This is a genomic window from Pseudogulbenkiania subflava DSM 22618, from assembly GCF_900177275.1.
GTDB classification, from domain to species: Bacteria; Pseudomonadota; Gammaproteobacteria; order Burkholderiales; family Chromobacteriaceae; genus Pseudogulbenkiania; species Pseudogulbenkiania subflava.
Map to the genome: position 1 here is coordinate 13,461 of NZ_FXAG01000010.1, position 22,282 is coordinate 35,742.

The window sequence follows — 22,282 nt, forward strand, 5'->3', positions numbered from 1 at the left end:
GCGTCGGGCTTGTTGATTGACGTGCGCCCCGTTAAGCTTGCGCTCCGGAGAAAAGAGACAATGAAAACAACTATGTTGAAGCGCGTTCTGATGCTGGCCGGGTTGCTGTGGGCGACGCTGGCCGGCGCCGTCGAGCCGATCCGCATCGGCGTGCCGGGGGCGTACACCGGTGGGTCCTCGCCGATGGGGCTCAGCATGCGCAACGGCATCCGGCTGGCGGCGCAGGAGATCAACGCCCGTGGCGGCGTTTTGGGACGGCCGCTGCAGTTGGTCGAGCGTGACGACGGCGGCAACGCGCTGCGGGGCCGGCGCGTCAACGCCGAGCTGATCCGACAGCCGGTGGTGGCGACGGTCGGGCTGGTGAATACCGCGGTGGCCGAAGCGGTGGTGGGGCTCTATCAGGAAGCGCGGGTGCCGCTGGTGATTGCGGTGGCCACGGCGGCAAAGCTGACCCAGCCTACGCACGACGGCTATGTATTTCGCGTCGCGCTGTCCGATACGGTGCAGGCGCGGCTGATCGCGCGTGAGGCGGTGGAACGTGCCGGCTATCGCCGCATCGCCATTTTCGCCGACACCACCCGCTACGGCGAGCAAGGGGTGATGGAACTGACCGCCGCGCTGGCGCGCTACGGCGTGCGACCGGTGGCGGTGGAACGTTTCGAACTGCGCGAGCGCGATATGGAGGAGCCGTTGCGCAAGGCGTCGCGCCAGGGGGCCCAGGTCATCCTGACCTATGCCATCGGCCCGGAGCTGGTGGAAATCGCCAACGGCATGGCCAGGATGGACTGGCAGGTGCCGCTGATCGGCAGCTGGACACTGTCGATGTCCAATTTTATCGACAATGCCGGTCCCAACGCCGATGGCACGCGCATGGTGCAGACCTTCATTCCGGAGGGGGCCGGCGGGCAGCGCAAGGCGTTCATCGACGCCTACCTGGCGCTGAACCATGGCCGGCGCATCGCTTCACCGCCTTCGGCGGCGCAGGGCTACGATGCCATGTTGCTGCTGGCGGCCGCGATCCAGCAGGCCGGCAGTACCGACCGGGCCGCGATCCGTCAGGCGCTGGAGCAGTTGAAGCGGCCGGTCGACGGCGTCATCACGCGCTACCAGCGTCCGTTCAACCCGAGCAGCCACGAGGCGATCGACGAAACCGTGCCGGTGATCGGCAAGGTATCGGGGGGGGAAGTCGTGCATGCCTATCGCGAGGACAGGCTGAAGGGCATGAAGTAACCGTGAGGTGCTGCAGCGTTCGGCCACCCTTGAAGGTTGGCCGAAGCGTTTTTAACGCGGCGAGCCCTGATTCTTGAGGTAACTTTCCAGCGCGTTGCCGGCCGACAGGATGTGGAACCGGATGAACTCGGCCGCTTCCTCGGCCGCGCCTTGCTGGCACAGTTCCAGCAGCTTGGTGTGTTCGGCGTGTGCGCGCTCCATGGTCTGGGTGAACAGGATCTGCATGCGCGTGTAGCGGTCGGTCTTGTTGTGCAGCTGCTCGATCAGCGCCAGGGTGTTGGGGCGCTTGGCAGCACGGTACAAGGCCAGGTGGAAGCGCGAGTTGAGCTCGCCCCAGTGGCGGATGTCGTTGGTCTGCAGCGCGATCTCGAACTGCTTCAGGGTGTCGGCGGCCATGGCCAGGTCGGCCTTGGTCTGGCGCGGGATGGCGGCGCGCAGCAACGAGCTTTCCAGCATGGCGCGGATGTCCAGCAGTTCCAGCACGTCGTCCAGCGACAGTTTGGATACCAGAGCACCCTTGTGGTCGATGATCTGGATCAGGCCTTCGGCCTCGAGCTGACGCAACGCCTCGCGCACCGGAACCCGGCTCACGCCGTATTCATTGGAAAGCGCTTCCTGGCGCAATTGCTGGCCGTCGGCAAACTCGCCCGACAGGATGCGTTGGCGCAGGGATTCGGTTACGGCACTCGTCAGCGTCTGGCGCTTGATCGGCTGCAGGGTGGTCATGGGTGGAGGCTCTGTCAGTCAATCGGATACATACAAATGTATTCAATTATTACGGAGCGGGGCAGGGGAGACAAGCGAAACCGCAGCCGGCTGGAGCGCGTGCAACAAAAAAACCGGCCCTCGGGCCGGTTTTTGCAAAACTGGGGTGGATAATGGGACTCGAACCCACGACAACCGGAATCACAATCCGGGACTCTACCAACTGAGCTATATCCACCGCTGTAAACGGTGCGACTGAAGCGGGTGCTTCAATCAGGAATTTTGGGGTGGATAATGGGACTCGAACCCACGACAACCGGAATCACAATCCGGGACTCTACCAACTGAGCTATATCCACCACTGTCTTGCTGCTGTACTACTGGCGCGCCCGACAGGACTCGAACCTGTAACCCCCGGCTTAGAAGGCCGGTGCTCTATCCGGTTGAGCTACGGGCGCATCCTGCACCGAGTGCGCGGAGTTTCTGGTCGGGGTGGAGGGATTCGAACTCTCGACCCCCTGATCCCAAATCAGGTGCGCTACCAGGCTGCGCTACACCCCGACGACAGAGAGCGCAACTATACGGATCGAGCATAATGCTGTCAATACCCGTTGAGCTCAGGGGGTGAAAAATGAGAAAATGCCGTTTTTGGTTGGTTTGGTTTCGGGACAGAGCATGACGGCACAACTCATTGATGGCAAAGCAGTAGCGGAAAAATTGATCGGGCGCGTACGCGAAGGCGTGGACGCTCGCCTTGCGGCGGGCAAACGTGCCCCGGCACTGGCCGTCATCCTGGTCGGCGACGATCCGGCCTCCGGCGTGTACGTCGGCAACAAGAAGCGTTCGTGCGAGAAGGCCGGCATCCGCTCGGTGGCTTACGACCTGCCCGCTTCCACCTCGCAGGAAGAACTGCTGGGGATCATCGACCAGCTCAACGCCGACGCCAGCATCGACGGCATCCTGGTGCAGCTGCCGCTGCCCAAGCAGATCGATCCGCAGTCGGTGATCGAGCGCATCGCCCCGAAGAAGGACGTGGACGGCTTCCACCCCTACAACATGGGCCGTCTGGCGGTGAAGATGCCGCTGCTGCGTCCGTGCACCCCGCGCGGCGTGATGACCCTGCTGGAAGAGTACGGTATCGATCCGAAGGGCAAGAAGGTGGTGATCGTCGGCGCGTCCAACATCGTCGGCCGCCCGCAGGCGCTGGAAATGCTGCTGGCGCGCGCCACCGTGACAGTGTGCCACAGCGCCACCACCGATCTGCCCAAGGAAGTGTCCGAGGCTGACATCGTGGTGGCCGCGGTGGGCATTCCCAACTTCATCAAGGGCGAGTGGGTCAAGCCGGGTGCGGTGGTGATCGACGTGGGCATCAACCGCCTCGACAGCGGCAAGCTGTGCGGCGACGTGGAGTTCGCCACCGCCAGCGAACGTGCCGCCTTCATCACGCCGGTGCCGGGCGGCGTCGGTCCGATGACCGTGGCCACCCTGCTGCAGAACACGCTTGATTCGGCCAACCTGAACGCCTGATCTCCCGGCATGGCGTGCCTGGTACGCCATGCCGTTTTTGCTCTTGGGAGTGCACATGAGCCATAACAAGAACTCGGCCACGCTGCTGATCAGCTGCCCGGACAAAAAGGGGCTGGTGGCTGCCATCGCCAACTTCCTGATGACCTACAACGCCAACATCATGCATGCCGACCAGCATCAGGATGTCAGCGAAAACCTGTTTCTGATGCGCATCGAGTGGAGCCTCGATGGCTTCACGCTGCCGATGGAGAGCTTCGCCGCAGCGTTCCAGCCGATTGCCGACAAGCACGGCATGACCTGGCGCGTGTCGCTGTCGAGCCGCAAGCCGCGCATGGCGATCTTCGTCTCGAAGTACGAGCACTGCCTGGTCGACCTGCTGCACCGCTGGCGCATCGGTGAATTGAACTGCGACATCCCGCTGATCATCTCCAACCACGAGGATTGCCGCCGCATGGCCGAATTCAACGGCATCCCCTACCACGTGGTGTCGGTGACGCAGGCCAACAAGGAAGAGGCCGAGGCGGAGCAGTGGCGCCTGTTGGACGAGGCCGGCGTGGACGTGATCGTGCTGGCGCGCTACATGCAGGTGCTCTCGCACAAGTTCGTCGAGCGCTTCCCGAATCGCGTGATCAACATCCATCACAGCTTCCTGCCGGCGTTCGACGGCGCCAAGCCCTACCACCGCGCCTTCGCGCGCGGCGTGAAGCTGATCGGCGCCACCAGCCACTACGTCACCGAGGTGCTGGACGACGGCCCGATCATCGAGCAGGAGGTCACCCGCATCTCGCACCGCGACGACGTGGAGGACCTGGTGCAGAAGGGGCGGGACCTGGAAAAGGTGGTGCTGTCGCGCGCGGTGCGCTGGCACCTGGACGATCGCGTGCTGTCCTACAGCAACAAAACCGTGGTGTTCGATTAAGTCATGCGTATCCTCTTTGACGATGCCCTGGACCTGGTGCGCTTCCGCGTCCGGCCGCTGCAGCACTACCAGTATGCGTTCTGGCAGCCGGCGCTGCTGCTGACGGCGCTCGGTATCATCGCCAGCGCCGGCGCCGACGGCCTGGGTGACAACGTCGAGGGGCGCGTGGCGTTCTTCCTGCTGTTCACCTGGCTCGAAACGCTGTTGTTCACCCAGTTCATGGGGCTGTGGCTGCGCCTGGGCAAGTGGAAGCCGAGCGGTTCGCTGTTCGGGCTGGTGGTGGCCGCCAACAGTGTGCAGATTCTCGAGCCGCTCACCAGCTGGCTGCCGGACGACGCGGCGCTGGTCGGCGCCTTCGCGTTGTCGGTGTTGACCATTACCATCCTGGTGCATGCCCTGACCGCGGTGTCCGGGGTGTCGCGGCTGCGCGTGCTGGTCGGCGTGCTGCTGTTCTCGCCGCTGGCGATGATGCTGATGGGGTCGACGCTGTCGCTGGCGGCGTCGCTCGACTGGGTGCAGGTACCGCCCGAACTGGGGCTCGAGCTGCATCAGGGGGATGCGGCTCAGGGGGCTTCGGACGGCGGCGACGCCAACGCGATCTGAATCGCTTCGGCCAACTTCTCCCGCTCCAACGGCGCGTTCACCATGGTGTGAAACGCGCCGTTGTCGTATAGGGCGAGCGCGGGCAGATGGAACAGCTCGAACTCGTGCGCCAGCGCGCTGCTGACGGCGATGTCGACGTAGCACAGCTGGCGGATGCGGGGTGGGACCAGCCGGGGCAGGCGGGCGTGCCACACCCGGCAGGCGCCGCAATGGGGTTGGCCGAACAGCACCAGCGTGGCCCCGGGCAGGGTGGGCAGGACATGATGAAAGCGAAACTCGTCGAGTTCCAGCCAGGGCAGGGAGGCGTTGCTCATTCCACCTTGGCGATGTAGCGCGCCAGCCCGAGAAAGGCGCGCAAGGCCTCGCCCTTGGGGGTGGTGTCGCTGCGCACGCGGGCGTAGCGGCGCAGGATGGCGCGCGCGTCGTGCATCAGGTCGAGCTCGCTGTCCGGCGAGGTCACCAGGGCGATGCGCTCGACTTCGCCCTGCGGCTTGACCTGGCCCTGGGCGATCGCCAGGTAGACCTTGTGTGCGGCGTGTGGGGTGATGTGGTCGAACAGGTACAGCATCGAGTTGATGCGCAGGCCGGTTTCTTCGCGCACCTCGCGGATCAGCGCCTGCGAGCGTAACTCGCCACGGTTGGCCTTGCCCCCCGGCAACTGGTAGCGCCCGCCGCGCGTCGCCGCCACCAGCACTCCGTCCGGCATCTCGATGATCGCCGTGGCGCGCCGCGCCAGCGTGTCTGGCAGTCGTTGCTCCGGTCTTCTTGCTTCCTGTATCGTCATCTCTCGTGATTCTTTGGGTTATGTCGGGCCGCTCGCCGGCGGCCTGTCGCCATCCCGGGTGGACCGGGTGGCGCGGTTGCCTACCGGCTTAGCGCCGGCCGCCGCCCTTGCTTTTCTTGCCGGGACGTACCGGGCGCGGGGTCTGGACGGCGGGTTTCGCCGTCTCATCCTGTTCCGCCGCCGCGCTCTCTTGCTCCATCTGCCTGCGCATGGCGGCAAAGAAGCGGTAGATCGCCTCGACCGCCGGCGAGATGCCGGCGAGCCAGGCCTCGCGCTGCCCGGCGTCGGCGTTGTCCACGTAGGGGCGCATGTCCGGATCGGGGTGGTGTTCGAACGCCAGCGCCATGATCGGCACCAGCGCCTCAGCCTGCTCTTCATCCTCGAACAGCAATCCCCAGTCCTCGTTCATCAGCTCCATGCCGGCGGTGAAGCCCTGTGCCCAGTCGTTACCGTGCACCACGCCGTGCTCGTCCGGCTCCAGCCAGGGGTGGAACTCGCGTCCCGAGTGCAGGGTATCGGCGATGTCGAGCCAATGGCCCATCAGCAACGAGACGAATTGCTCCAGCGCCTTCTGCGAGCTGAACGCGGTCTCGTCGTCGAAGGCGTCGCCCAGGATCAGCGGCAGCACCTCGCTCGGCTTGATCGGTTCCGGCCCGCACAGCAGGGCGGCGAAAAAGCCGTCGAGCTGCTCCAGGCTCATGCAGTGCTGGGCGCGAAAGCGGGCCAGGGTCGTGGCCAGGTTTTGGTAGTCGCGGTCGGTGAGGGGTTTGTGGCTCATGGTGATCGGCGTCGCTAAAGGATGGCTATTATCGGGCAAAACAGCCGTTTGAGGCGGGGCGGCGGCAAAACAATGCCGGACCGGTGCAAAAGCGCGCCACGAGCGCGGCACGGTCCCAGGCACAGCCCGCCCCAGGGGCCGGCAGCCAACCCGTCGTTGCGTCGGGAGGCTGCCGTGACCGGCTTACTGCTCGCTGCCGGTCTTGGCCGCGTTGCGCGCGTCGTAGTAGTCCTTGTTGGCGAGGTAGTGCTGGTGGCGCGCTTCCTTCTTGGCGGCGCGTTCGGCTTCTTCCTCGGCCTTCTTGCGGGCGGCCTCGGCTTCGCGCGCCTTCTTGGCCGCCTTGGCGGCTTCGCGGGCGGCGGCTTCGGCGGCTTCGATGGCGTCCAGCTCGGCACGGGACTTGCACGGGCCGGTCTTCTCGAACCAGGCGACGGACTCGACGTGGGCGGTGTGCGGGAACATATTGATGATGCCGGCCGCCTTCAGCGTGTAGCCCTTGGTGTTGACCAGAATGCCGGCGTCGCGCGCCAGCGTGGCCGGGTTACAGGACACGTACACGATACGCTGCGGGGCGGTGTCGTCGGTGAGGGCCTTGAGCAGCTGCACGGCGCCGTCACGCGGTGGGTCGACCAGCATCTTGTCGAACTTGCCGAGCGCGGCGAAGCTTTCCTCGGTCACTTCAAACAGGTTGGCCATCTCGTAGCTGACCTTGTGCTCGAGGCTGTTGTGGCGGGCGTTCTCGACGGCGCGCTTGACCAGCGCCTCGCTGCCTTCCATGCCGTGCACGTCGGCGCCGGAGCGGGCGATCGGCAGCGTGAAGTTGCCGATGCCGCAGAACATGTCGGCGATGCGCTCGCCGGGCTGCGGGTCGAGCAGCTTCAAGGCGCGCGTCACCATGACGTTGTTGATCTCCGGATTCACCTGGGTGAACTCGGTCGGGTAGTAGGGCATCTCGACGCTGAAGTCGCGCAGCGTGTAGGTGAGCTTGGGGGCGTCGAGTGGGTAGATCGGGTAGCAGGTCTCCGGCCCCTTCGGCTGCAGCCAGATCTGCAGCGGGCGGCCCGGCTGCGAGTGGGTGTCGGAGAAGCGGTGCAGGATCGCCTCGTCGACGGCGCTGATGGCGTCCATATTGCGGAACACCAGGATATCGACCTTCTCGCCGACGGCCACTTCGACCTGCGGCATGCGGTCGCGGATCGACAGCGTGAAGATCATCTGGCGCAAGGGCACGATCAGCGCCGAGATGTGTGGCGGTAGGATGTGGCACTCGCTCATCTCGGCGATGTAGCTGGAGCGTTTCTCGTGGAAGCCGACCAGCACGCCGCCTTTCTTCTCGACCAGGCGCGCCGAGAGGCGGGCACGGTGGCGGTAGCCCCAGGCCGGGCCGGCGATCGGCGTCAGCATGCGTTCGGCGCTGACTTTGCCGATGTGCTTGAGGCTGTCTTCCAGCACGCGCTGCTTGATGGCGACCTGGGCCGAGAATTCGACGTGCTGCATCGAACAGCCGCCGCACACGCCGAAGTGCGGGCAGCGCGGCGTGGTGCGCAGGAAGCTTTCTTTCAGTACCGCGCAGGTGTCGGCGTTCTCGTAACTGGGTTTCTTGCGATAGGAGCTGTAGCTGACGGTTTCGTACGGCAGCGCCCCGTCGATGAAGATCGTCTTGCCCTCTACATGGGCGACGCCGTGCCCTTCGTAGTCGAGGGATTCGATCAGGGCGACTGGTTGGGATGGATTCATCGTTTTCCGTGTCAAATCAAAACGGTAAAACGGTAATTTTCGCAAAATACGTCGCCTCGCGCAGGGTTTTTTGCAAGCAGGGCGTACGGCAGGGTTTCTGCTAAAATGGCGCGACCGGATATATCGATGGAACGAAATGGGTATGGTGGGTGCAAGGATTAGGCTGGTGGTCGCGGCGGCAATGCTGGCGGCCGCGGCGTTGGCGCGGGCCCAGGTGCCGGCGCCGGATGTGTTGATCAACGGCAGCGGCTTGCACGTGGTGATCAATCTGCCGCAGACCCGGCTGTTCGTGTATCGCGACGGCGCGCTGCTCAAGTCCTACCCGGTGGCGGTGGGCAAGATGCTGACCCAGACCCCGACCGGTACCTACGCCGTGACCGGCATTTATCCCAAGCCGATCTGGTATGTGCCGAAGTCGATCCAGGAGGAAATGAAGCAACAGGGCAAGCCAGTGCTGACCTCGGTGCCACCGGGGCCGGACAATCCGCTCGGCAACGCCTTCGTGCGCTTCGGCGACCCACGGCTGGGGCTCGGCATGCACGGCACCAACGTTCCGACCAGCGTGCCGGGTTTCCGCAGCCACGGCTGCGTGCGGCTCAAGAACGAGGACATCGACGAGTTGGCCTCCACCGTGGCGCCCGGTGCGGCGGTGACGGTGGCGTACCAGACCGTGTTGTTGAATGAGGACGCCGCCGGCGAGCTGTGGCTGACCGCGCTGAAGAATCCGTACAAGTACGACGATCCGTCGTTCAAGCAGCTGGCCCAGGTGCTGCTGGCGTGGCAGTCCAGCCGTCAGGTGGCGGTGCACGGCAAGCGGGTGGACGTGGCGCTCAGGGAGCGCAACGGCAAGCCGGTGTGCCTGAGCTGCAAGTCGGCCGACAAGGCTCGCATCAGCGGCGAACTGTCGGCGCTGCGCTGGCTGAGCGGCGGTGGCAAGGCGCCGGAGCTGGCGCCGTCCGAAACCTCTCCCGCCGCGCCGGAAGCGTTGCCGGAGACGGTCAACAAACTGGAGTCGCGCCCGGCGAAAAAGCCCGCCAAGGTGTGAGTGCCGCCGTTCTTCACCAACAAGCCGCTGCCCGTCGGGGCGCGGCTTTTTTCATGCCGTCGTGCTGCGGCTCTGTCCGGCCAGCTCGCCGACGCGCACCAGCGCGCGCTCGAAGGCATCGCTCCACGGGTAGCAGCAGGAGAGCCGCAGGCAGTGGCGGTAGCGCCCCTTGGCCGAGTAGATGGTGCCCGGCGCCACGGTGATGCGCTCGGCCAGCGCGGCGCGGAACAGCTGCTGGGTGTCGGTGGCGGAGGGCAGTTCCACCCACAACAGGCAGCCGCCCGAGGGCGAGGTGGCGCGCGTGCCGGCCGGGAAGTGGCTGGCCACCATGCCGCGCAGCCGTTCCATCTGGCTCATGAAGTGGCGGCGCAGGCTGCGCAGGTGGTGGTCGTAGCCGCCGCTCTCCAGGTATTCCGCCACCGTCTCTTCCAGCAGCCGCGGCTGGCCCAGGGTGCTGGCCACCTTGAGCCGCGTGACTTCCTTCAGGTAGCGCCCCGGTGCGATCCAGCCGATGCGAAAGCCCGGCACCAACGTCTTGCTGTAGCTTGAGCACAGCAGCACCCAGCCGTCGCGGTCGTAGGCCTTGACCGCGTCCGGCACCGCCTGGCCGTAGAACAGCTCGGCGTGCGGGGTATCCTCGATCAGCGGCACACGGTACTGGTTGACGAGCTGTGCCAGGCGCTTCTTGGCCTCCAGCGGCATGCTGCAGCCCAGCGGGTTGTGCACCGTGGGCATGGCGACGATGGCGTTGAGGCGCTGTTCCGACAGCAACAGCTCCAGCGCGTCGAGCGACAGCCCGGTGGTGGGGTGGGTGGGAATCTCGATGGCCGACAAGCCCAGGCTCTTGAGCAGCGGCACCAGCGCGAAGTAGGTGGGCGACTCGAGACCGACGGTGTCGCCCGGCTTGCACACTGCGCGTAGCGCCAGCGACAGCGCCTCGGAGCAGCCGTTGGTGATGACGAGGTCTTCCGCCGCCAGCACGCAGCCCCAACTCACCACGCGCTGGGCGATCTGGCGCCGCAGGCGTGCCGAACCGGGCGGGAAGGGGTAGTCGGTGGCGAGTTCGGGCTGCTGGCGGATCAACTGGTTGAGGATCTGCTTGACGCGGCCGGAGGGGTAGAAGTCGCTGCCGCGCGGGCTCGCCAGCGACAGATCGATGAAGTCTTCGCCGGTCTGTGCCGCCATGAAGGCCTCGATGTGGTCGAGTACGTCGTCGCTGGTCGGCAGCGCCGTGCTCTGGCGGCGCATGCGCGGCAGCGGCAGGTTGGCCGAAGACTTGACGTAGAAGCCCGACTGCGGCCGCGCCTCGATCACGCCGCGGTCTTCCAGCGCGCGGTAGGCGGCGAGGATGGTGGACGGGCTGACCTTGTGCATGGCGCAGGCCTGGCGTACCGAGGGCAGGCGCTCGCCCGGGCGCATCACGCCGTTCTGGATCAGCGTGATCCATTCGTTGACCAGTTGCTGGTAGAGCGGCTCGTGGTTCATGGGGGCTCCGTTGACGTCAAGCGGTACAGTTGGCGGCTGACTCAACCATAACAGTTTGGGATTTTCCAAACTGTTATGGTTGCAATGCGATTTTTTTGAATCTGTTATTGTAATGGCGGGCTCGCTACCATGTCTCCATCGAAAAACCTTGTTTTTTGCTGGAACCCGCATGAACTTCGTCCCGCTGACGCTTTACCTGATGGTGATGACCATCACCCCCGGTCCCAACAACCTGGTGCTGGCTTCGTCCGGTGTCCGCTTCGGCTTCAGCCGCACCCTGCCGGCACTGCTCGGCATGGCGCTGGGGCTGGCCTGCCAGATCGCCATCCTGGCGGTGGCGCTGGGCCATATCAAGGAACTGATGGCCGACCTGCAGCTGTGGCTGGCACTGGCCGGCTGCAGCTACCTGCTGTGGCTGGCGTGGCAGATGACGCGTGCCGGCCAACCCGGTGAAGCTGGCGACGCGGCGCGACCGATGGGTTTTGCCGGCGGGGTGCTGTTCAACTGGCTCAATCCCAACGTCTGGCTGATGGGCGTCAATCTGGCGCTGCTGTTCCTGCCCTCCGGCATGCCGCTGTGGCAGGCGGGCAGCCTGTTCGCCGTGGTGGCCTTCATGGTGGCGCTGCCGTGTATCGGGGTGTGGGCCTGGGGCGGGGTGGCGCTGGCGCGCTTCCTGCGCTCGCCGCGCCGGCTGGCGGCGTTCAACTGGATCATGGCGAGCCTGCTGGCCGGGATGGCGCTGTGGCTGGTGGCGGACAAGCTGCCGGCGGGGGCGACCGACTGGGTGCCGTTCGTGTGAGCCGCTTCACGGCCTGTCGGGGGCGACCACAGGACGGGTGAAGCGTAGCGCAACCCATCGTCGATGGGGGCCGGCACCGGGTGCCTCCGCCCATCCTGGGTTTTGTGTTTCATCGCCTCCTGAGGTAACTCGCTACCGGCCGTGAGTGAGTTTCGCGGCGCCGAGTTGCCGCACCCGCCATCGAGCCCGCGTTTGCGGGCTTTTTTGCGAGCAGCGTACAATAGCGCTTTCGTCTTTTCGTCAGACCCTGGCCATCATGATCCGTACCCGTTTCGCCCCCAGCCCGACCGGCTTCCTGCACATCGGCGGCGTGCGCACCGCGCTGTTTTCCTGGGCCTACGCCCGCAAGAACCAAGGCACCTTCGTGCTGCGCATCGAAGACACCGATCTCGAACGTTCCACGCCGGAATCGGTGAAGGCCATTCTCGACGGCATGCACTGGGTTGGTCTCGACTACGACGAAGGCCCGTTCTACCAGACCCAGCGTTTCGACCGCTACAAGGATGTGATCCAGCAGCTGTTGGCCGACGGCCATGCCTATTACTGCTACTGCAGCAAGGATGAGCTGGACGCCCTGCGCGCCGAACAGGAAGCCAAGGGGGAAAAGCCGCGCTACGACCGCCGCTGGCGCCCGGAACAAGGCAAGACCCTGCCGGCTCCGCCGGAGGGTGTGCAGCCGGTGGTGCGTTTCAAGACCCCGCTGACCGGCAGTGTGGCGTGGGACGACGCGGTCAAGGGCCGCATCGAGTTCCAGAACGAGGAACTGGACGACCTGATCATCGCCCGCCCGGATGGCAGCCCGACCTACAACTTCTGCGTGGTGGTGGACGACTGGGACATGAACATCACCCACGTCATCCGTGGTGATGATCACGTCAACAACACCCCGCGCCAGATCAACATCCTGAAAGCGCTTAACGCGCCGCTGCCGGTGTACGGCCACCTGCCGATGATCCTCAACGAGGACGGCCAGAAGATGTCGAAGCGCCGCGACGCGGTGAGCGTGGTCGACTACGCCGCCAAGGGCATCCTGCCGGAAGCGCTGCTCAACTACCTGGCGCGTCTGGGCTGGGGCCATGGCGACGACGAGTTCTTCTCCCTGGAACAGTTTGTCGAATGGTTCGACCTGAAGGACGTCAGCCCCTCGGCCAGCCGTTTCAACAACGAGAAGTTTTTGTGGCTCAACGCCCAGCATATCAAGGCCGCCGATAATCTGCGCCTGGCGCAACTGATCGCACCGACGCTGACCGAAGCCGGCATCGACCCGTCCAGCGGCCCGTGCCTGAGCGACGTCATCGCGCTGGTCAAGGAGCGGGTGCAGGACCTTAATGCGCTGGCCGCCGAGTGCGATTACTTCTACAAGAAGCGCGTACCGGCCGCTGCCGACGTCGAAAAACACCTGGCCGATGACAGCAAGGAGCGCATGGCGCGCTTCGCGGAGCAACTCGCCGCGTTGCCGGAGTGGAACGCCGAGGCGATCCACCACTTGTTCAAGCCGTTCTGCGCCGCCGAAGGCATCAAGATGGGCCAGCTCGGCATGCCGCTGCGCGTGCTGGTGTGCGGCACCACCCAAACCCCGTCGGTCGACGCCGTGCTGGCGCTGATCGGCAAGGACGAGGTGCTGCGCCGCATGGGCTGAGTGCCGGCCTGAGCCGCTGTGTCTTCGGCTGAGAGTGGCCGAAAGGCGGACAGAACAACCCCCGTCGCTCCGAGAAGGAGGGCGGGGGTTTTGTATTGTTCAGGTGTCATCCGCGTTGCGGCCAGAATGCCCGTTTTGCTCCCGCCGCAGGGAGGGATGGCAGGCAAGACGGCGTGTTATTTCGACGTCTTGTTTTGGTTTCTTTGGCTGTGCCAATCGCTATAACTACGGGATAAGGAGAACCGAAGGCAGAGGTGCGAGAGCCAGGTTTTCCCGTCAGAGGGCGAGGTTGCTTATAGCCTGCGCCGCGAGCGCCCCATTCTTGCCAATGTCACAAGTATAAGGAAGCCACCATGTTCATCACGGCGTATAAATGTTTACGGATGCCACTGCTGGTCGGGCTGGCATTAGCCGCGTTCTCGGGGACAAGTCAGGCGACGCATTCATGGGGTGGCTACCATTGGGCAAGCACTACCCCGGTGAATTCCGATGGGTACAAAGAACCATTCACCCTGAAGCTGGGCAATAACCTGACTACTGCCGACTGGACGATGCACCTCTCTCTGGCGTCCACCGACTGGAACAGCCCCGATGAGTCGTTCAAGGTGGCTTCGACACCGCTAATGACCACCATCGTGACCGGTCAGTCGAAACGGAATTGCTCCATGGTCAAGGGCACCACCCAGGTTTGCAACGGCACGTATGGCAACAATGGCTGGCTCGGGTTGGCGTCGATCAACATAACCGGCGGTACCCATATCACGCAGGGTACCGCCAAAATGAACGATACCTACTTCAGCCGCACGACCTACAACAATCCCAACGAGAGACAGCACGTCATGTGTCAGGAAGTGGCGCATACCTTCGGCCTCGACCACCAATCGACCGATGGCAGTTCACAAAATACCTGCATGGACTATTTCTCGAACACCGGCACCAACGCCGGCAGTACCCTGAGCACCCGGCCAAATGCGCATGATTTCGATGAGCTGAATATCATTTACGCGCATGTTGACAGCACGACCACCGTCGCCGCCTCGACCGCCACAGCCCCGTCCGCGGCCGACGTCGACATCACCGATGACCCGCATAGCTGGGGGACGCTAATGCGTCAATCCGCCAACGGGCGCAGCTCCGTTTACGAACGTTTCAACCGCGATGGCTCCAGAACGCTGACCCACGTCTACTGGACCATCGAGGCAGCGACCAACTGCCCGAGTTGCGATCACCGCTTTGAGAGTCATGAGCAGCACTGAGGGGCATCCTTCGGGGTCGTTAGTAAAGTTGTCCCGCGGCGCTTGCGTGGCATCCTCATGATGCGTTCAGCCATGGTGCGGTGCGGTGACGGCACCTAGCATGAACCGGTAAGTACTTATCCGTTTGAAGATCGATCTGCTGTGCATTGTTTCCAGTGAAATAAGGCAAGGGGGATCTCAAAGATGAAAGACATCGCGGATGGATTGCTGCGTTCGCTGCTGCTGATGGCGGTGCTGTCCGGGCTGACGGCATGCGCTACCCAAAAGCCGTATGCGACAGAAGTTATCGTCAGAACGGCAGAAAACTTCCACTCCCATGACGACATCGTCCATTTCTTGCAGGTGGCCGCCAGCAGCAAGGTGACTGTCGTCAATCTGAACGTCAAGAACGATGAAGATGGAGCCACCATCTCATCCGGCTACGTATTCTACGACAGCAAAATCGCCCCCAAAGCGGCCGGCTATCACGGGTTGGACGTCTTGCAAGACGTTATCGACGAGGCTCACAAGCGCCATATCCAAGTGCGGGCATGGATTCCGCAGTTCCACGACAGGGCCGCCGTCGAGAGAAATGGCGTCTGGCAGATGAGGTCGTTAGTGAATGGTGACATCGTGCCGTTCCAAGGGGTCGGCAGAATGGAGTATTTCGTCAATCCGCTGCATCCAGACGTGCAAGCTTACCAGCGATCGATTATCAGAGAGATCGTCAGTCGTTACGATATAGACGGTATCGTCCTCGATTGGTTGCGATTTGACGATTTCAATATGGATATGAGTGATCTGACGCGGTGGGCTTACCAAGAGAAGTTTGGCGTTGATCCCATAGCGATCGATTTGAAAACCGACAACGACAAGCGCAAGCAGTGGGGCGAGTGGCGGACCGATCAAATCGGTGACTACGTCAAAGCGGTGCGCGACGACATCAAGCAGATCAAGCCGGGCATCTCCCTGGGCGTCTACATTCTGCCGCCGGAATTCAGCGAAGTCGGGCAAGACGTGGCCAAGTTCAAGGACTACCTCGATTTCGTGTCCCCGATGGCGTATTTCCGCGATTGGGAGTTTAAGCCGGGCTGGGTATATGACGACAGAGGCATTTTGGCGCAAACCCGACGCAAAGCCGTGGACAAGACCATCGTTCCGACCTTCGATGTTCATTGGAGTGCTGAGGAATATCGCGAAATCTACGCCGGCATGCGCCGTCACCATGCCGACATAGACAGCCTGGCGTTCTTCGCTCACGGCAAGTGGAGCGACGAACTTATAAAGAAACTCAAGGGGATGCAGGGCCGGTGAGGGGAAGCAACGCTGCCGTGTGTTGCACCTCACCGTTACGGTTGAATTAATGCTTTGAGCACCGGTTGCATGGCATCGGCCCAAATTGCATAGCCTTTCGGCGAAAGATGCACGGCATCTGGCATGACCTCGGCGGGGAGGTCGCCATTCTCGCTGACAAACCTGGTGCCGATGTCCAGAAAATGGATGGCGTTGCCATCGGCCAAGCGGGCGATGGCATGATTTGCTTGAATGATACGCTGTCGTAACACAGCGTCATGTGTCGCTCCACGCGGGAATATCCCGAGTATAAGCACTTTGCTGTCCGGCAGGCTCTGGTGCAGCACCCGTACAATCGCCCCGATACCGAGCGCGATATCCTCGGCCGAGTCGTTGCGTAGGTCGAGATTGTTGGTTCCGACCAGCAACACCACGGCCTTTGGCGACAGGCCGCGCAACTCGCCCCCTTCCGTGATGCGCCACAACAGATTCTGTGTGGTATCGCCGCTGATGCCTAAGTTGGCTACGGTGCGGCCCGCGAAGTAGTCGTTCCAGACTTCCGGCGCAGAATCCCATCCTTCGGTGATGGAGTCGCCGAGCAGCACCATGTCTAGGTGACCCTCGCGGGGCAGTTTGAGGAGGGATTCATGCTGAGCCAGCCACTCCTGCGCCGAGTTTCCCGGTTCGTCGGCAGTGCGGGGATGGGGTTCCCACGGATGCTCATCCGGCGCAGCCAAGGCCCACACGGCGTCTGTCAGAAGGAACAGCAAGACGATGATGAGGCGCATGGCAAACCTCTCTGGATGATTACCGGTATAGCACCCGGCCAGAGCACCAGTCGCAACAAGCAATGGAATGGCCAAGTCCTCCGCAGCAAAGGCCGATGATGTCAATCGAGACGCCATTAGGCTTGAATTCATGCCGGGCGGAGATGGTTTTAAAGATCGTGCCGTATCTTTGCCACGTGCTGGTGCTGATCGGCAAAAACGAGGTGCTGTGCCGCATGGGCTGAGTGCGGGCCTGAGGCGCGGTGTCTTCGGCCTAGGTTGGCCGGAGTGATGATGCCAAGCAAAACCCCCGTCGCTCCGTGAGGAGGGCGGGGGGGGGCTTTGGGCGCAGATAATGCCCAATGATTTATCGTATTGGCATAAGCTGGTGGGCCATGTCGTGCAAGGCGCGTCGCGGGTAGCGGCGTAGAAGCGAAGCGCACTAGGGCGCCGCTTGAATAGCGGGATTGACCGACCATACTAAGGCGATTTTTATGAAGGCACTTCTAACGGGGTTGTGGCTGACGCTGGCGTTGCTGTCGTTGCCCGTGGTGGCAGAGGACATGAAGGCGATCACGGAGGATGGCAGGAGAGTCATCCTGGGCAGCGATGGGAGGTGGCGCTTCGATTACAAGGCCAGCGCCTCTCGGCTGCAGATCAGTGATAGTCCTTACCGCCCAGCGGTCAAAGCCTTCTCGGTCAGTTTCGACACTGAGAAATGGGGGCTGGCCCCAGCCAACAGCAGTGAAGGCTCGAACAAGCGTGCTTTCAAACACCGAACCCTGCCGCTCTATGCCGTAGTGATATCAGATGAGATTCCGGTGTCCAAAGAAGTGATGCGAAGCCTGATCATTTCCAACGCGAAAAATGGAGCGACGGATGTGAAGGTGTTGGTCGACGAAACCAAGTCATCGAAGGGGAAAGAGGTCGGGTCCATGCGCTTCCTCGCGAATCGCGATGGAATCGACTTTGTCGTGGCGAGCTACTACTACGGCGATGGACGCGGGAATATCCAAGTCATGTGTTGGACCGGGCAGTCACTCTTCTACAAATACCAGACTGACTGCCAATCGTTTCTGGATGGCTTGTCCATCGACTAAGCCGGTGGGCGGGATGCCGATCTGAGCGATGTCCGTTCAGACTTGAGCGGCCCGTCGGGGGCTATGCCGCCGGCCGATATAGTGGCCTTCTCTGGCAATCCCCACACTCCCTGACTACAGTGGGTAGATCAAGGCTGGGTGGGAATCGATGCTTGCCGCCCGCCGCGCGCATTCCGGGACGTTCCTTTCCTCCAGGAGACCGAAACATGAAAGGCAACAAGGCCGTCATCGCGGCGCTCAACAAGCAGCTGGCCGGTGAACTCACGGCGCGCGACCAGTATTTCATTCACTCGCGCATGTACCACGACTGGGGGTTCGGCAAGCTGTTCGAGCGGCTGAACCACGAAATGGAAGAGGAGACCGGGCACGCGGCCGGGCTGATCAACCGCATCCTGTTTCTCGAAGGCACCCCGGCCATGAGCCCCGGCAAGCTCAACATCGGCAAGGACGTCGAGAGCATGCTGGCCAACGACCTCAAGTTGGAGTACGACACGGTGGCCTTGTTGCGCGCGGCGATTGCCGTGTGCGAACAGGAGGGCGACTACGTCAGCCGCGAGTTGCTGGAGGCCCAGCTGGACGATACCGAGGAGGATCATGCTCATTGGCTGGAGCAGCAGCTGGGGCTGATCAAGCTGATGGGCCTGCCCAACTATCTGCAGTCGCAGACCTAGGGAGTGGTATTCCTGGCGCCGACCTTGAATTTGTGACCCGCTGCATTAGCTTTAAAGCAATGCGCGCAGTTTCTTGTCACTCGGAGGGAATGGCCGTGAACCTGATGAATGCTCCCAAAATGATCTGGTCGTCGCATGAGGGCTGGCCGGAGTTGGCCAAGCAACACCCTTCCGTGATGGCCACTTTTTTCAAGGTGGTGCTGCCGCTGTCGCTGCTGCCGGTGGCGATGATTCTCTACGCCGCCACGTGGCACCGTACGGTGTACGCCCCGGATACCACGTTGATGGACTGGGTAGGGATTTCGCTGGTGTTCCTGCTGGTGGAATGGGGCTGTGTGTTTGCCATGGGCTGGCTGATCCAGTCGGTGGAAAGCCGGGACCATCCGCTCGAATACCGCGACGGCTTCCGTCTCGCGGCGTATGCGCCGATCCCCATCTGGCTGTCGTCGCTGTCGCTGTTCGTGCCGTCGCCGGCGCTCAACGTGGTGGTCGCGCTGCTGGGCCTGCTGGCCTCCGGCGGGCTGATCTATCACGGCCTGGACGGCTGGTTCCAGCATGACGAGTCGCTGACCACAGTATCGCGTGCCTACACCATCTTTTCGTTCGGAGCGCTGATCTGGGCGCTGGTGGTGGCGATTCTGGTGGTGCCGTTGCTTCTTTGAAGTGATGCTGGCATGAGTTCGGCCAGATCAAATAGCGGGGCTTGTGCCACGGCGGCGGAGTGACGCGTTGGCTCGAAAATCAGCGATCAGCGAAGGAGTGAACAATGAAGAACATGTCGCGGATGGCCTTGCTGGCAGTGGCGTTGACGCTGAGTGTCTCGGTTGTGCCGGCTGCATCGGCACAGCAACCACCCCAACAGTCGCCCCAACCGTCCCAAACCTCCCTCTACGACCGGCTGGGGGGGCTGAAAGGTATTACGGTGGTGGTCGATGACTTTATCGACCGACTCGTGCGTAACCGGACGCTGAACAAGAATCCGGCCATTAGCGCGGGCCGCAAGAGTTCCCCTGCACCCTATCTCAAGTTCCAGGTTTCGCAACTGGTTTGCGAGGTAAGCGGTGGACCGTGCAAATACACCGGCAAGACGATGAAGGAGTCCCACGCCCATCTGAACATCAGCGAGCAGGAGTGGGACGTCATGGCCATGGAGTTCAAGAGAACTCTGAACAAATTCAAGGTCCCGGAGGCCGAGCAGAAGGAGCTGTTCGATATCGTCGGCAAGACAAAAGGAGATATCGTCGCCAGGAAATGATTTCTGCCCGACAGGACTGGAGGTAGGCGCCAGCAAGATTCCAACAAGGAATCGCCCGGCGCATACCGGCCTCCCCGTTGCTGGGCGTGGCTCTTAGCCTAAGGCTTGACCATCACCTTGATGCTGCTGCTCATCGCCGGGCCGAACGATTGATGCGCGCCGTTGGCGAACTGCAGCGTCAGGGTGTGCTCGCCAGGCGGCAGCGTCAGGTCGGTTTCGGTCTGTCCCTTGCCGAAATGGCGGTGGCTGTCGTCGGTGGGGACCACTTCGTTCAGGGGAACGGGGCTGCCGTCGATGATCAGGTGGTGATGGCCGGTGCCCGGTTTCATGTCGCCCGCGGGGGCAATCGCCATGCCTTCCACGCCGAAACGTACCTTGAACGGGCTCTTGACGGCCGCGCCATCGGCCGGTTCGGCAAAGTAGACGCGCTCTGCCGCCAGCGTCGTGGCGGCGGCGAAGGACAGGCTCAAGCCCAGGGCCAACAGGATTTTCTTCATGGTGGGGTCCGTTACTGAGGGTGGGTAACGTTTCGTTGTATGCCAGGATGCAGGCTGAGGCAACGTTAGTTGTTCTGGCGGCTAGCCGTCCGGACCGCCTGACCGGGCTGGACAACATGACGCTGGCACGGCAGGCTGGGCGTTTTCCCTTTTTCTGATGCCTCCATGCTGACCCGCCAAGACCTCCCCGCGCTCACCGCCGGTTTCGTGACCGTGCTGGTGGGGTATACCAGTTCCGCCGCCATCGTGTTCGAGGCGGCCCGCAGTGCCGGCGCCAACCCCGCCGAAATCAGCTCCTGGCTGATGGCGCTGGGGCTGGCGATGGGGCTGACCTGCATCGGCCTGTCGCTGCGCTACAAGGTGCCGGTGGTGACGGCGTGGTCGACGCCGGGCGCGGCGCTGTTGATCACCAGCCTGTCCGGGGTGAGCCTGCCGGAGGCGATCGGCGCCTTTGTTTTTTCCGCCGGGCTGATCACACTGTCCGGCGTCACCGGCCTGTTCGAGCGTGCCATCAGCCGCATTCCGCTGCCGATGGCGGCGGCGATGCTGGCGGGCATCCTGGTGAAGTTCGGCATGAACGTGTTCGGCGCCATGCAGGCCAACTTGGCGCTGGTGTTGCCGATGTTCATCGCCTATCTGATGCTCAAGCGCCTGTTGCCGCGCTACGCCGTGGTGCTGGTGCTGTTGCTGGGCGGGCTGATCGCGGCGGGGCAGGGCGGCCTGCATCTGGACGGCGTGGCCTTGGCGCTGGCGACGCCGCTGTGGACCACGCCGGTGTTCTCGCCGGGCGTGCTGCTCGGCGTGGGGCTGCCGCTGTTCGTGGTGACCATGGCCTCGCAGAACGTGCCGGGCGTGGCGGTGCTGCACTCGGCCGGCTACCGTCCGCCGATCTCGGCGCTGATGACCAGTACCGGTCTGGTCAACCTGCTGCTGGCGCCATTCGGCTGCTTTGCCGTCAATTTGGCGGCGATCACCGCCGCCTTGTGCATGAGCCGCGAGGCGCACGAAGACCCGGCACGGCGCTACCTCGCCAGCGTGGCGGCCGGCGGCATCTACTTGCTGCTCGGCGTGTTCGGTGCCACCGTCGGGGCGCTATTCGCGGCCTTTCCCAAGGAACTGGTGCTGGCCATCGCCGGGCTGGCGCTGTTCGGCACCATCGCCGGCGGTCTGACCACGGCGATGAGGGACGACGCCGAACGCGAACCGGCGCTGATCACCTTCCTGATCACCGCCTCCGGGGTGACGCTGTTCGGCGTCGGCTCGGCGTTCTGGGGCTTGGTGGGCGGTACGCTGGCGCTGGTGGTACTCAACGCCCGGCGCGGCTAGTCGATCGCCAGCCCTCCGGGCCGTGGCTGGGTCGATCGCTGGGGGCCCGGTGTGCTGAAGTTGGCTGGCAAGCCGCTTTCGGAGGGGGGCGAACGGCAGGGCAGAGCGGCTTTGCTATAGTTCGAGGGTCCGGCGTGTATCGCCTGCCACGGCGACGAGCCCTGCCGCAGGGTGCCGAGGAGCGGCACGGTCCAGTGGCGTCCCCGGCCACGTCTTGTCCCGGGGAGTCCCTCCTGGCCAGCTTCGGGAGAACAACATGACAACAACCCTCCACCGCCTTTTCGGCGCCACTGTACTGACCCTGCTGTTGACCGCCACGGGGGCGTACTCCGAGCCGCTGGAAGCGAGCCGCCTGACGCCCGACGAGCTGAAATGGGTGGTCATGCCGAACGGTGTCGCGCGCGCCTACCTGGCTGGCGACGACAAGAAACCCGGCGTGTACGCCTACCTTGCCAGGATTCCCGCCAACTTCAAGAACCTGCCCCATTGGCATCCAGACGAACGGGTGGTGACGGTGATCTCGGGCACCATGTACATCGGTTACGGCGAGCAGTTCGACGAAGGGCGCCTGAAGGCGCTCCCCGCCGGCAGCTTCTGGACCGAACCGGCGAAACAGGCGCATTTCACCTGGGCCAAGACTGGCGAGGTCGTGATTTACGTGGTCGGCATGGGCCCGTCCGGCACCACGCAGGTCGCTCCGGCGGGCGAGAAGCAGTAGGGGCAGTACCGTGAGGCCGAGCCGAGGGGGCTCCCCTCATTATGAGCGGCTCGGCTACCGAAAGGTGGGTGAGCGTTTCATCGAGGTGACGATTCCGCATTGGGAAATGATCAAGGCCTTGTAACGAAAACCTCGGCGCTGTCGGGCCGGGGAGGCCGTCCCCTTTGCT

Annotated in this window: 24 protein-coding genes and 4 tRNA genes; 16 read left to right on the forward strand and 12 right to left on the reverse strand. The window is 63.4% G+C overall.

Features of this window, described 5'->3' with window-relative positions:
- Positions 1-72: 72 nt before the first annotated feature.
- Positions 73-1,230: an ABC transporter substrate-binding protein gene (locus tag B9N72_RS10485; RefSeq protein ID WP_234985945.1), complete on the forward strand. Its 1,158-nt coding sequence runs from the start codon at positions 73-75 to the stop codon at positions 1,228-1,230.
- Between the two features lie 51 nt (positions 1,231-1,281).
- On the opposite strand, the gene B9N72_RS10490 is transcribed toward B9N72_RS10485, so the two are convergent.
- From B9N72_RS10490 to B9N72_RS10510, 5 genes are all read right to left on the reverse strand, one after another.
- Positions 1,282-1,956 carry a GntR family transcriptional regulator gene (locus B9N72_RS10490; RefSeq protein ID WP_008955298.1) on the reverse strand — a complete coding sequence of 225 codons (675 nt, stop codon included), beginning with the start codon at positions 1,954-1,956 and terminating at the stop codon, positions 1,282-1,284.
- A 141-nt stretch (positions 1,957-2,097) separates the two neighbouring features.
- A tRNA-His gene (locus B9N72_RS10495) sits at positions 2,098-2,173 on the reverse strand.
- A gap of 45 nt (positions 2,174-2,218) precedes the next feature.
- Positions 2,219-2,294: transfer RNA gene (locus tag B9N72_RS10500), tRNA-His, on the reverse strand.
- A gap of 22 nt (positions 2,295-2,316) precedes the next feature.
- Positions 2,317-2,393: transfer RNA gene (locus B9N72_RS10505), tRNA-Arg, on the reverse strand.
- A gap of 26 nt (positions 2,394-2,419) precedes the next feature.
- Positions 2,420-2,496 (reverse strand) — tRNA-Pro (locus B9N72_RS10510).
- Positions 2,497-2,610: 114 nt separating this feature from the next.
- Between B9N72_RS10510 and folD the strand changes: the two genes are divergently transcribed.
- Genes folD through B9N72_RS10525 form a run of 3 tightly spaced genes read left to right on the forward strand, consistent with a single transcriptional unit; the run spans position 2,611 to position 4,984 of the window.
- Positions 2,611-3,462: a bifunctional methylenetetrahydrofolate dehydrogenase/methenyltetrahydrofolate cyclohydrolase FolD gene (folD, locus tag B9N72_RS10515; RefSeq protein WP_085276468.1), complete on the forward strand. Its 852-nt coding sequence runs from the start codon at positions 2,611-2,613 to the stop codon at positions 3,460-3,462.
- Positions 3,463-3,517: 55 nt separating this feature from the next.
- Positions 3,518-4,381 carry a formyltetrahydrofolate deformylase gene (gene purU, locus B9N72_RS10520; protein ID WP_085276353.1) on the forward strand — a complete coding sequence of 288 codons (864 nt, stop codon included), beginning with the start codon at positions 3,518-3,520 and terminating at the stop codon, positions 4,379-4,381.
- 3 nt (positions 4,382-4,384) lie between these two features.
- On the forward strand, positions 4,385-4,984 hold the full coding sequence (locus B9N72_RS10525; RefSeq protein WP_085276354.1) for a hypothetical protein: 600 nt from the start codon (positions 4,385-4,387) through the stop codon (positions 4,982-4,984).
- Here B9N72_RS10525 and B9N72_RS10530 read toward each other — a convergent pair.
- From B9N72_RS10530 to rlmD, 4 genes are all read right to left on the reverse strand, one after another.
- Entirely contained in the window at positions 4,945-5,298 is a 354-nt protein-coding gene (locus B9N72_RS10530; protein ID WP_085276355.1) for a thioredoxin domain-containing protein, read from the reverse strand. The two genes, B9N72_RS10525 and B9N72_RS10530, sit on opposite strands and share 40 nt — an antisense overlap.
- On the reverse strand, positions 5,295-5,768 hold the full coding sequence (locus B9N72_RS10535; RefSeq protein ID WP_085276356.1) for an NUDIX domain-containing protein: 474 nt from the start codon (positions 5,766-5,768) through the stop codon (positions 5,295-5,297). The genes B9N72_RS10530 and B9N72_RS10535 overlap by 4 nt, the downstream gene beginning before the upstream one ends.
- 88 nt (positions 5,769-5,856) lie before the next feature.
- Positions 5,857-6,546, reverse strand: a complete 690-nt coding sequence (locus tag B9N72_RS10540) for a YecA/YgfB family protein (RefSeq protein WP_085276357.1) — start codon at positions 6,544-6,546, stop codon at positions 5,857-5,859.
- A gap of 183 nt (positions 6,547-6,729) precedes the next feature.
- Complete coding sequence (rlmD, locus tag B9N72_RS10545) at positions 6,730-8,283, reverse strand: 23S rRNA (uracil(1939)-C(5))-methyltransferase RlmD (RefSeq protein ID WP_085276358.1); 1,554 nt, start codon at positions 8,281-8,283, stop codon at positions 6,730-6,732.
- A gap of 166 nt (positions 8,284-8,449) precedes the next feature.
- Here rlmD and B9N72_RS10550 point away from each other — a divergent pair, with 166 nt between their 5' ends.
- On the forward strand, positions 8,450-9,328 hold the full coding sequence (locus B9N72_RS10550) for a L,D-transpeptidase (protein WP_234985946.1): 879 nt from the start codon (positions 8,450-8,452) through the stop codon (positions 9,326-9,328).
- Between the two features lie 51 nt (positions 9,329-9,379).
- On the opposite strand, the gene B9N72_RS10555 is transcribed toward B9N72_RS10550, so the two are convergent.
- Positions 9,380-10,813, reverse strand: a complete 1,434-nt coding sequence (locus B9N72_RS10555) for an aminotransferase-like domain-containing protein (protein ID WP_085276360.1) — start codon at positions 10,811-10,813, stop codon at positions 9,380-9,382.
- Between the two features lie 169 nt (positions 10,814-10,982).
- Between B9N72_RS10555 and B9N72_RS10560 the strand changes: the two genes are divergently transcribed.
- The 4 genes from B9N72_RS10560 (at position 10,983) to B9N72_RS10575 (ending at position 15,800) form a co-directional block, all read left to right on the forward strand.
- The gene (locus B9N72_RS10560; RefSeq protein ID WP_085276361.1) at positions 10,983-11,612 is read left to right on the forward strand and encodes a LysE family translocator; all 630 of its coding nucleotides are present in this window, start codon (positions 10,983-10,985) and stop codon (positions 11,610-11,612) included.
- 253 nt (positions 11,613-11,865) lie between these two features.
- Positions 11,866-13,251 carry a glutamate--tRNA ligase gene (gltX, locus tag B9N72_RS10565; protein ID WP_200810951.1) on the forward strand — a complete coding sequence of 462 codons (1,386 nt, stop codon included), beginning with the start codon at positions 11,866-11,868 and terminating at the stop codon, positions 13,249-13,251.
- 353 nt (positions 13,252-13,604) lie between these two features.
- Positions 13,605-14,507, forward strand: coding sequence for a hypothetical protein (locus B9N72_RS10570; protein ID WP_085276363.1), 903 nt, complete (start codon positions 13,605-13,607; stop codon positions 14,505-14,507).
- Between the two features lie 183 nt (positions 14,508-14,690).
- On the forward strand, positions 14,691-15,800 hold the full coding sequence (locus tag B9N72_RS10575) for a family 10 glycosylhydrolase (protein ID WP_085276364.1): 1,110 nt from the start codon (positions 14,691-14,693) through the stop codon (positions 15,798-15,800).
- Positions 15,801-15,835: 35 nt separating this feature from the next.
- Here B9N72_RS10575 and B9N72_RS10580 read toward each other — a convergent pair whose 3' ends face one another.
- Positions 15,836-16,567 (reverse strand): GDSL-type esterase/lipase family protein, encoded by a 732-nt coding sequence (locus B9N72_RS10580; RefSeq protein WP_159453039.1) that lies wholly within the window; start codon positions 16,565-16,567, stop codon positions 15,836-15,838.
- A 95-nt stretch (positions 16,568-16,662) separates the two neighbouring features.
- Between B9N72_RS10580 and B9N72_RS21590 the strand changes: the two genes are divergently transcribed.
- The 5 genes from B9N72_RS21590 (at position 16,663) to B9N72_RS10600 (ending at position 19,572) form a co-directional block, all read left to right on the forward strand.
- The gene (locus B9N72_RS21590) at positions 16,663-16,791 is read left to right on the forward strand and encodes a hypothetical protein (RefSeq protein ID WP_268808246.1); all 129 of its coding nucleotides are present in this window, start codon (positions 16,663-16,665) and stop codon (positions 16,789-16,791) included.
- A 249-nt stretch (positions 16,792-17,040) separates the two neighbouring features.
- Positions 17,041-17,646, forward strand: coding sequence for a hypothetical protein (locus B9N72_RS10585; RefSeq protein ID WP_143477807.1), 606 nt, complete (start codon positions 17,041-17,043; stop codon positions 17,644-17,646).
- A gap of 206 nt (positions 17,647-17,852) precedes the next feature.
- Positions 17,853-18,317, forward strand: coding sequence for a bacterioferritin (gene bfr / locus B9N72_RS10590; RefSeq protein WP_085276367.1), 465 nt, complete (start codon positions 17,853-17,855; stop codon positions 18,315-18,317).
- Between the two features lie 104 nt (positions 18,318-18,421).
- Positions 18,422-18,979: a YIP1 family protein gene (locus tag B9N72_RS10595; RefSeq protein ID WP_234985947.1), complete on the forward strand. Its 558-nt coding sequence runs from the start codon at positions 18,422-18,424 to the stop codon at positions 18,977-18,979.
- A 104-nt stretch (positions 18,980-19,083) separates the two neighbouring features.
- Entirely contained in the window at positions 19,084-19,572 is a 489-nt protein-coding gene (locus tag B9N72_RS10600; RefSeq protein ID WP_085276368.1) for a group I truncated hemoglobin, read from the forward strand.
- 98 nt (positions 19,573-19,670) lie between these two features.
- Here B9N72_RS10600 and B9N72_RS10605 read toward each other — a convergent pair whose 3' ends face one another.
- Positions 19,671-20,069, reverse strand: a complete 399-nt coding sequence (locus B9N72_RS10605) for a DUF4399 domain-containing protein (RefSeq protein ID WP_085276369.1) — start codon at positions 20,067-20,069, stop codon at positions 19,671-19,673.
- A gap of 165 nt (positions 20,070-20,234) precedes the next feature.
- Between B9N72_RS10605 and B9N72_RS10610 the strand changes: the two genes are divergently transcribed.
- A complete protein-coding gene (locus tag B9N72_RS10610) occupies positions 20,235-21,395 on the forward strand; it encodes a benzoate/H(+) symporter BenE family transporter (RefSeq protein ID WP_085276370.1) in 1,161 nt (386 codons plus the stop codon).
- A 256-nt stretch (positions 21,396-21,651) separates the two neighbouring features.
- Positions 21,652-22,113, forward strand: coding sequence for a cupin domain-containing protein (locus tag B9N72_RS10615; RefSeq protein ID WP_085276371.1), 462 nt, complete (start codon positions 21,652-21,654; stop codon positions 22,111-22,113).
- The last annotated feature ends 169 nt before the right edge of the window (positions 22,114-22,282 follow it).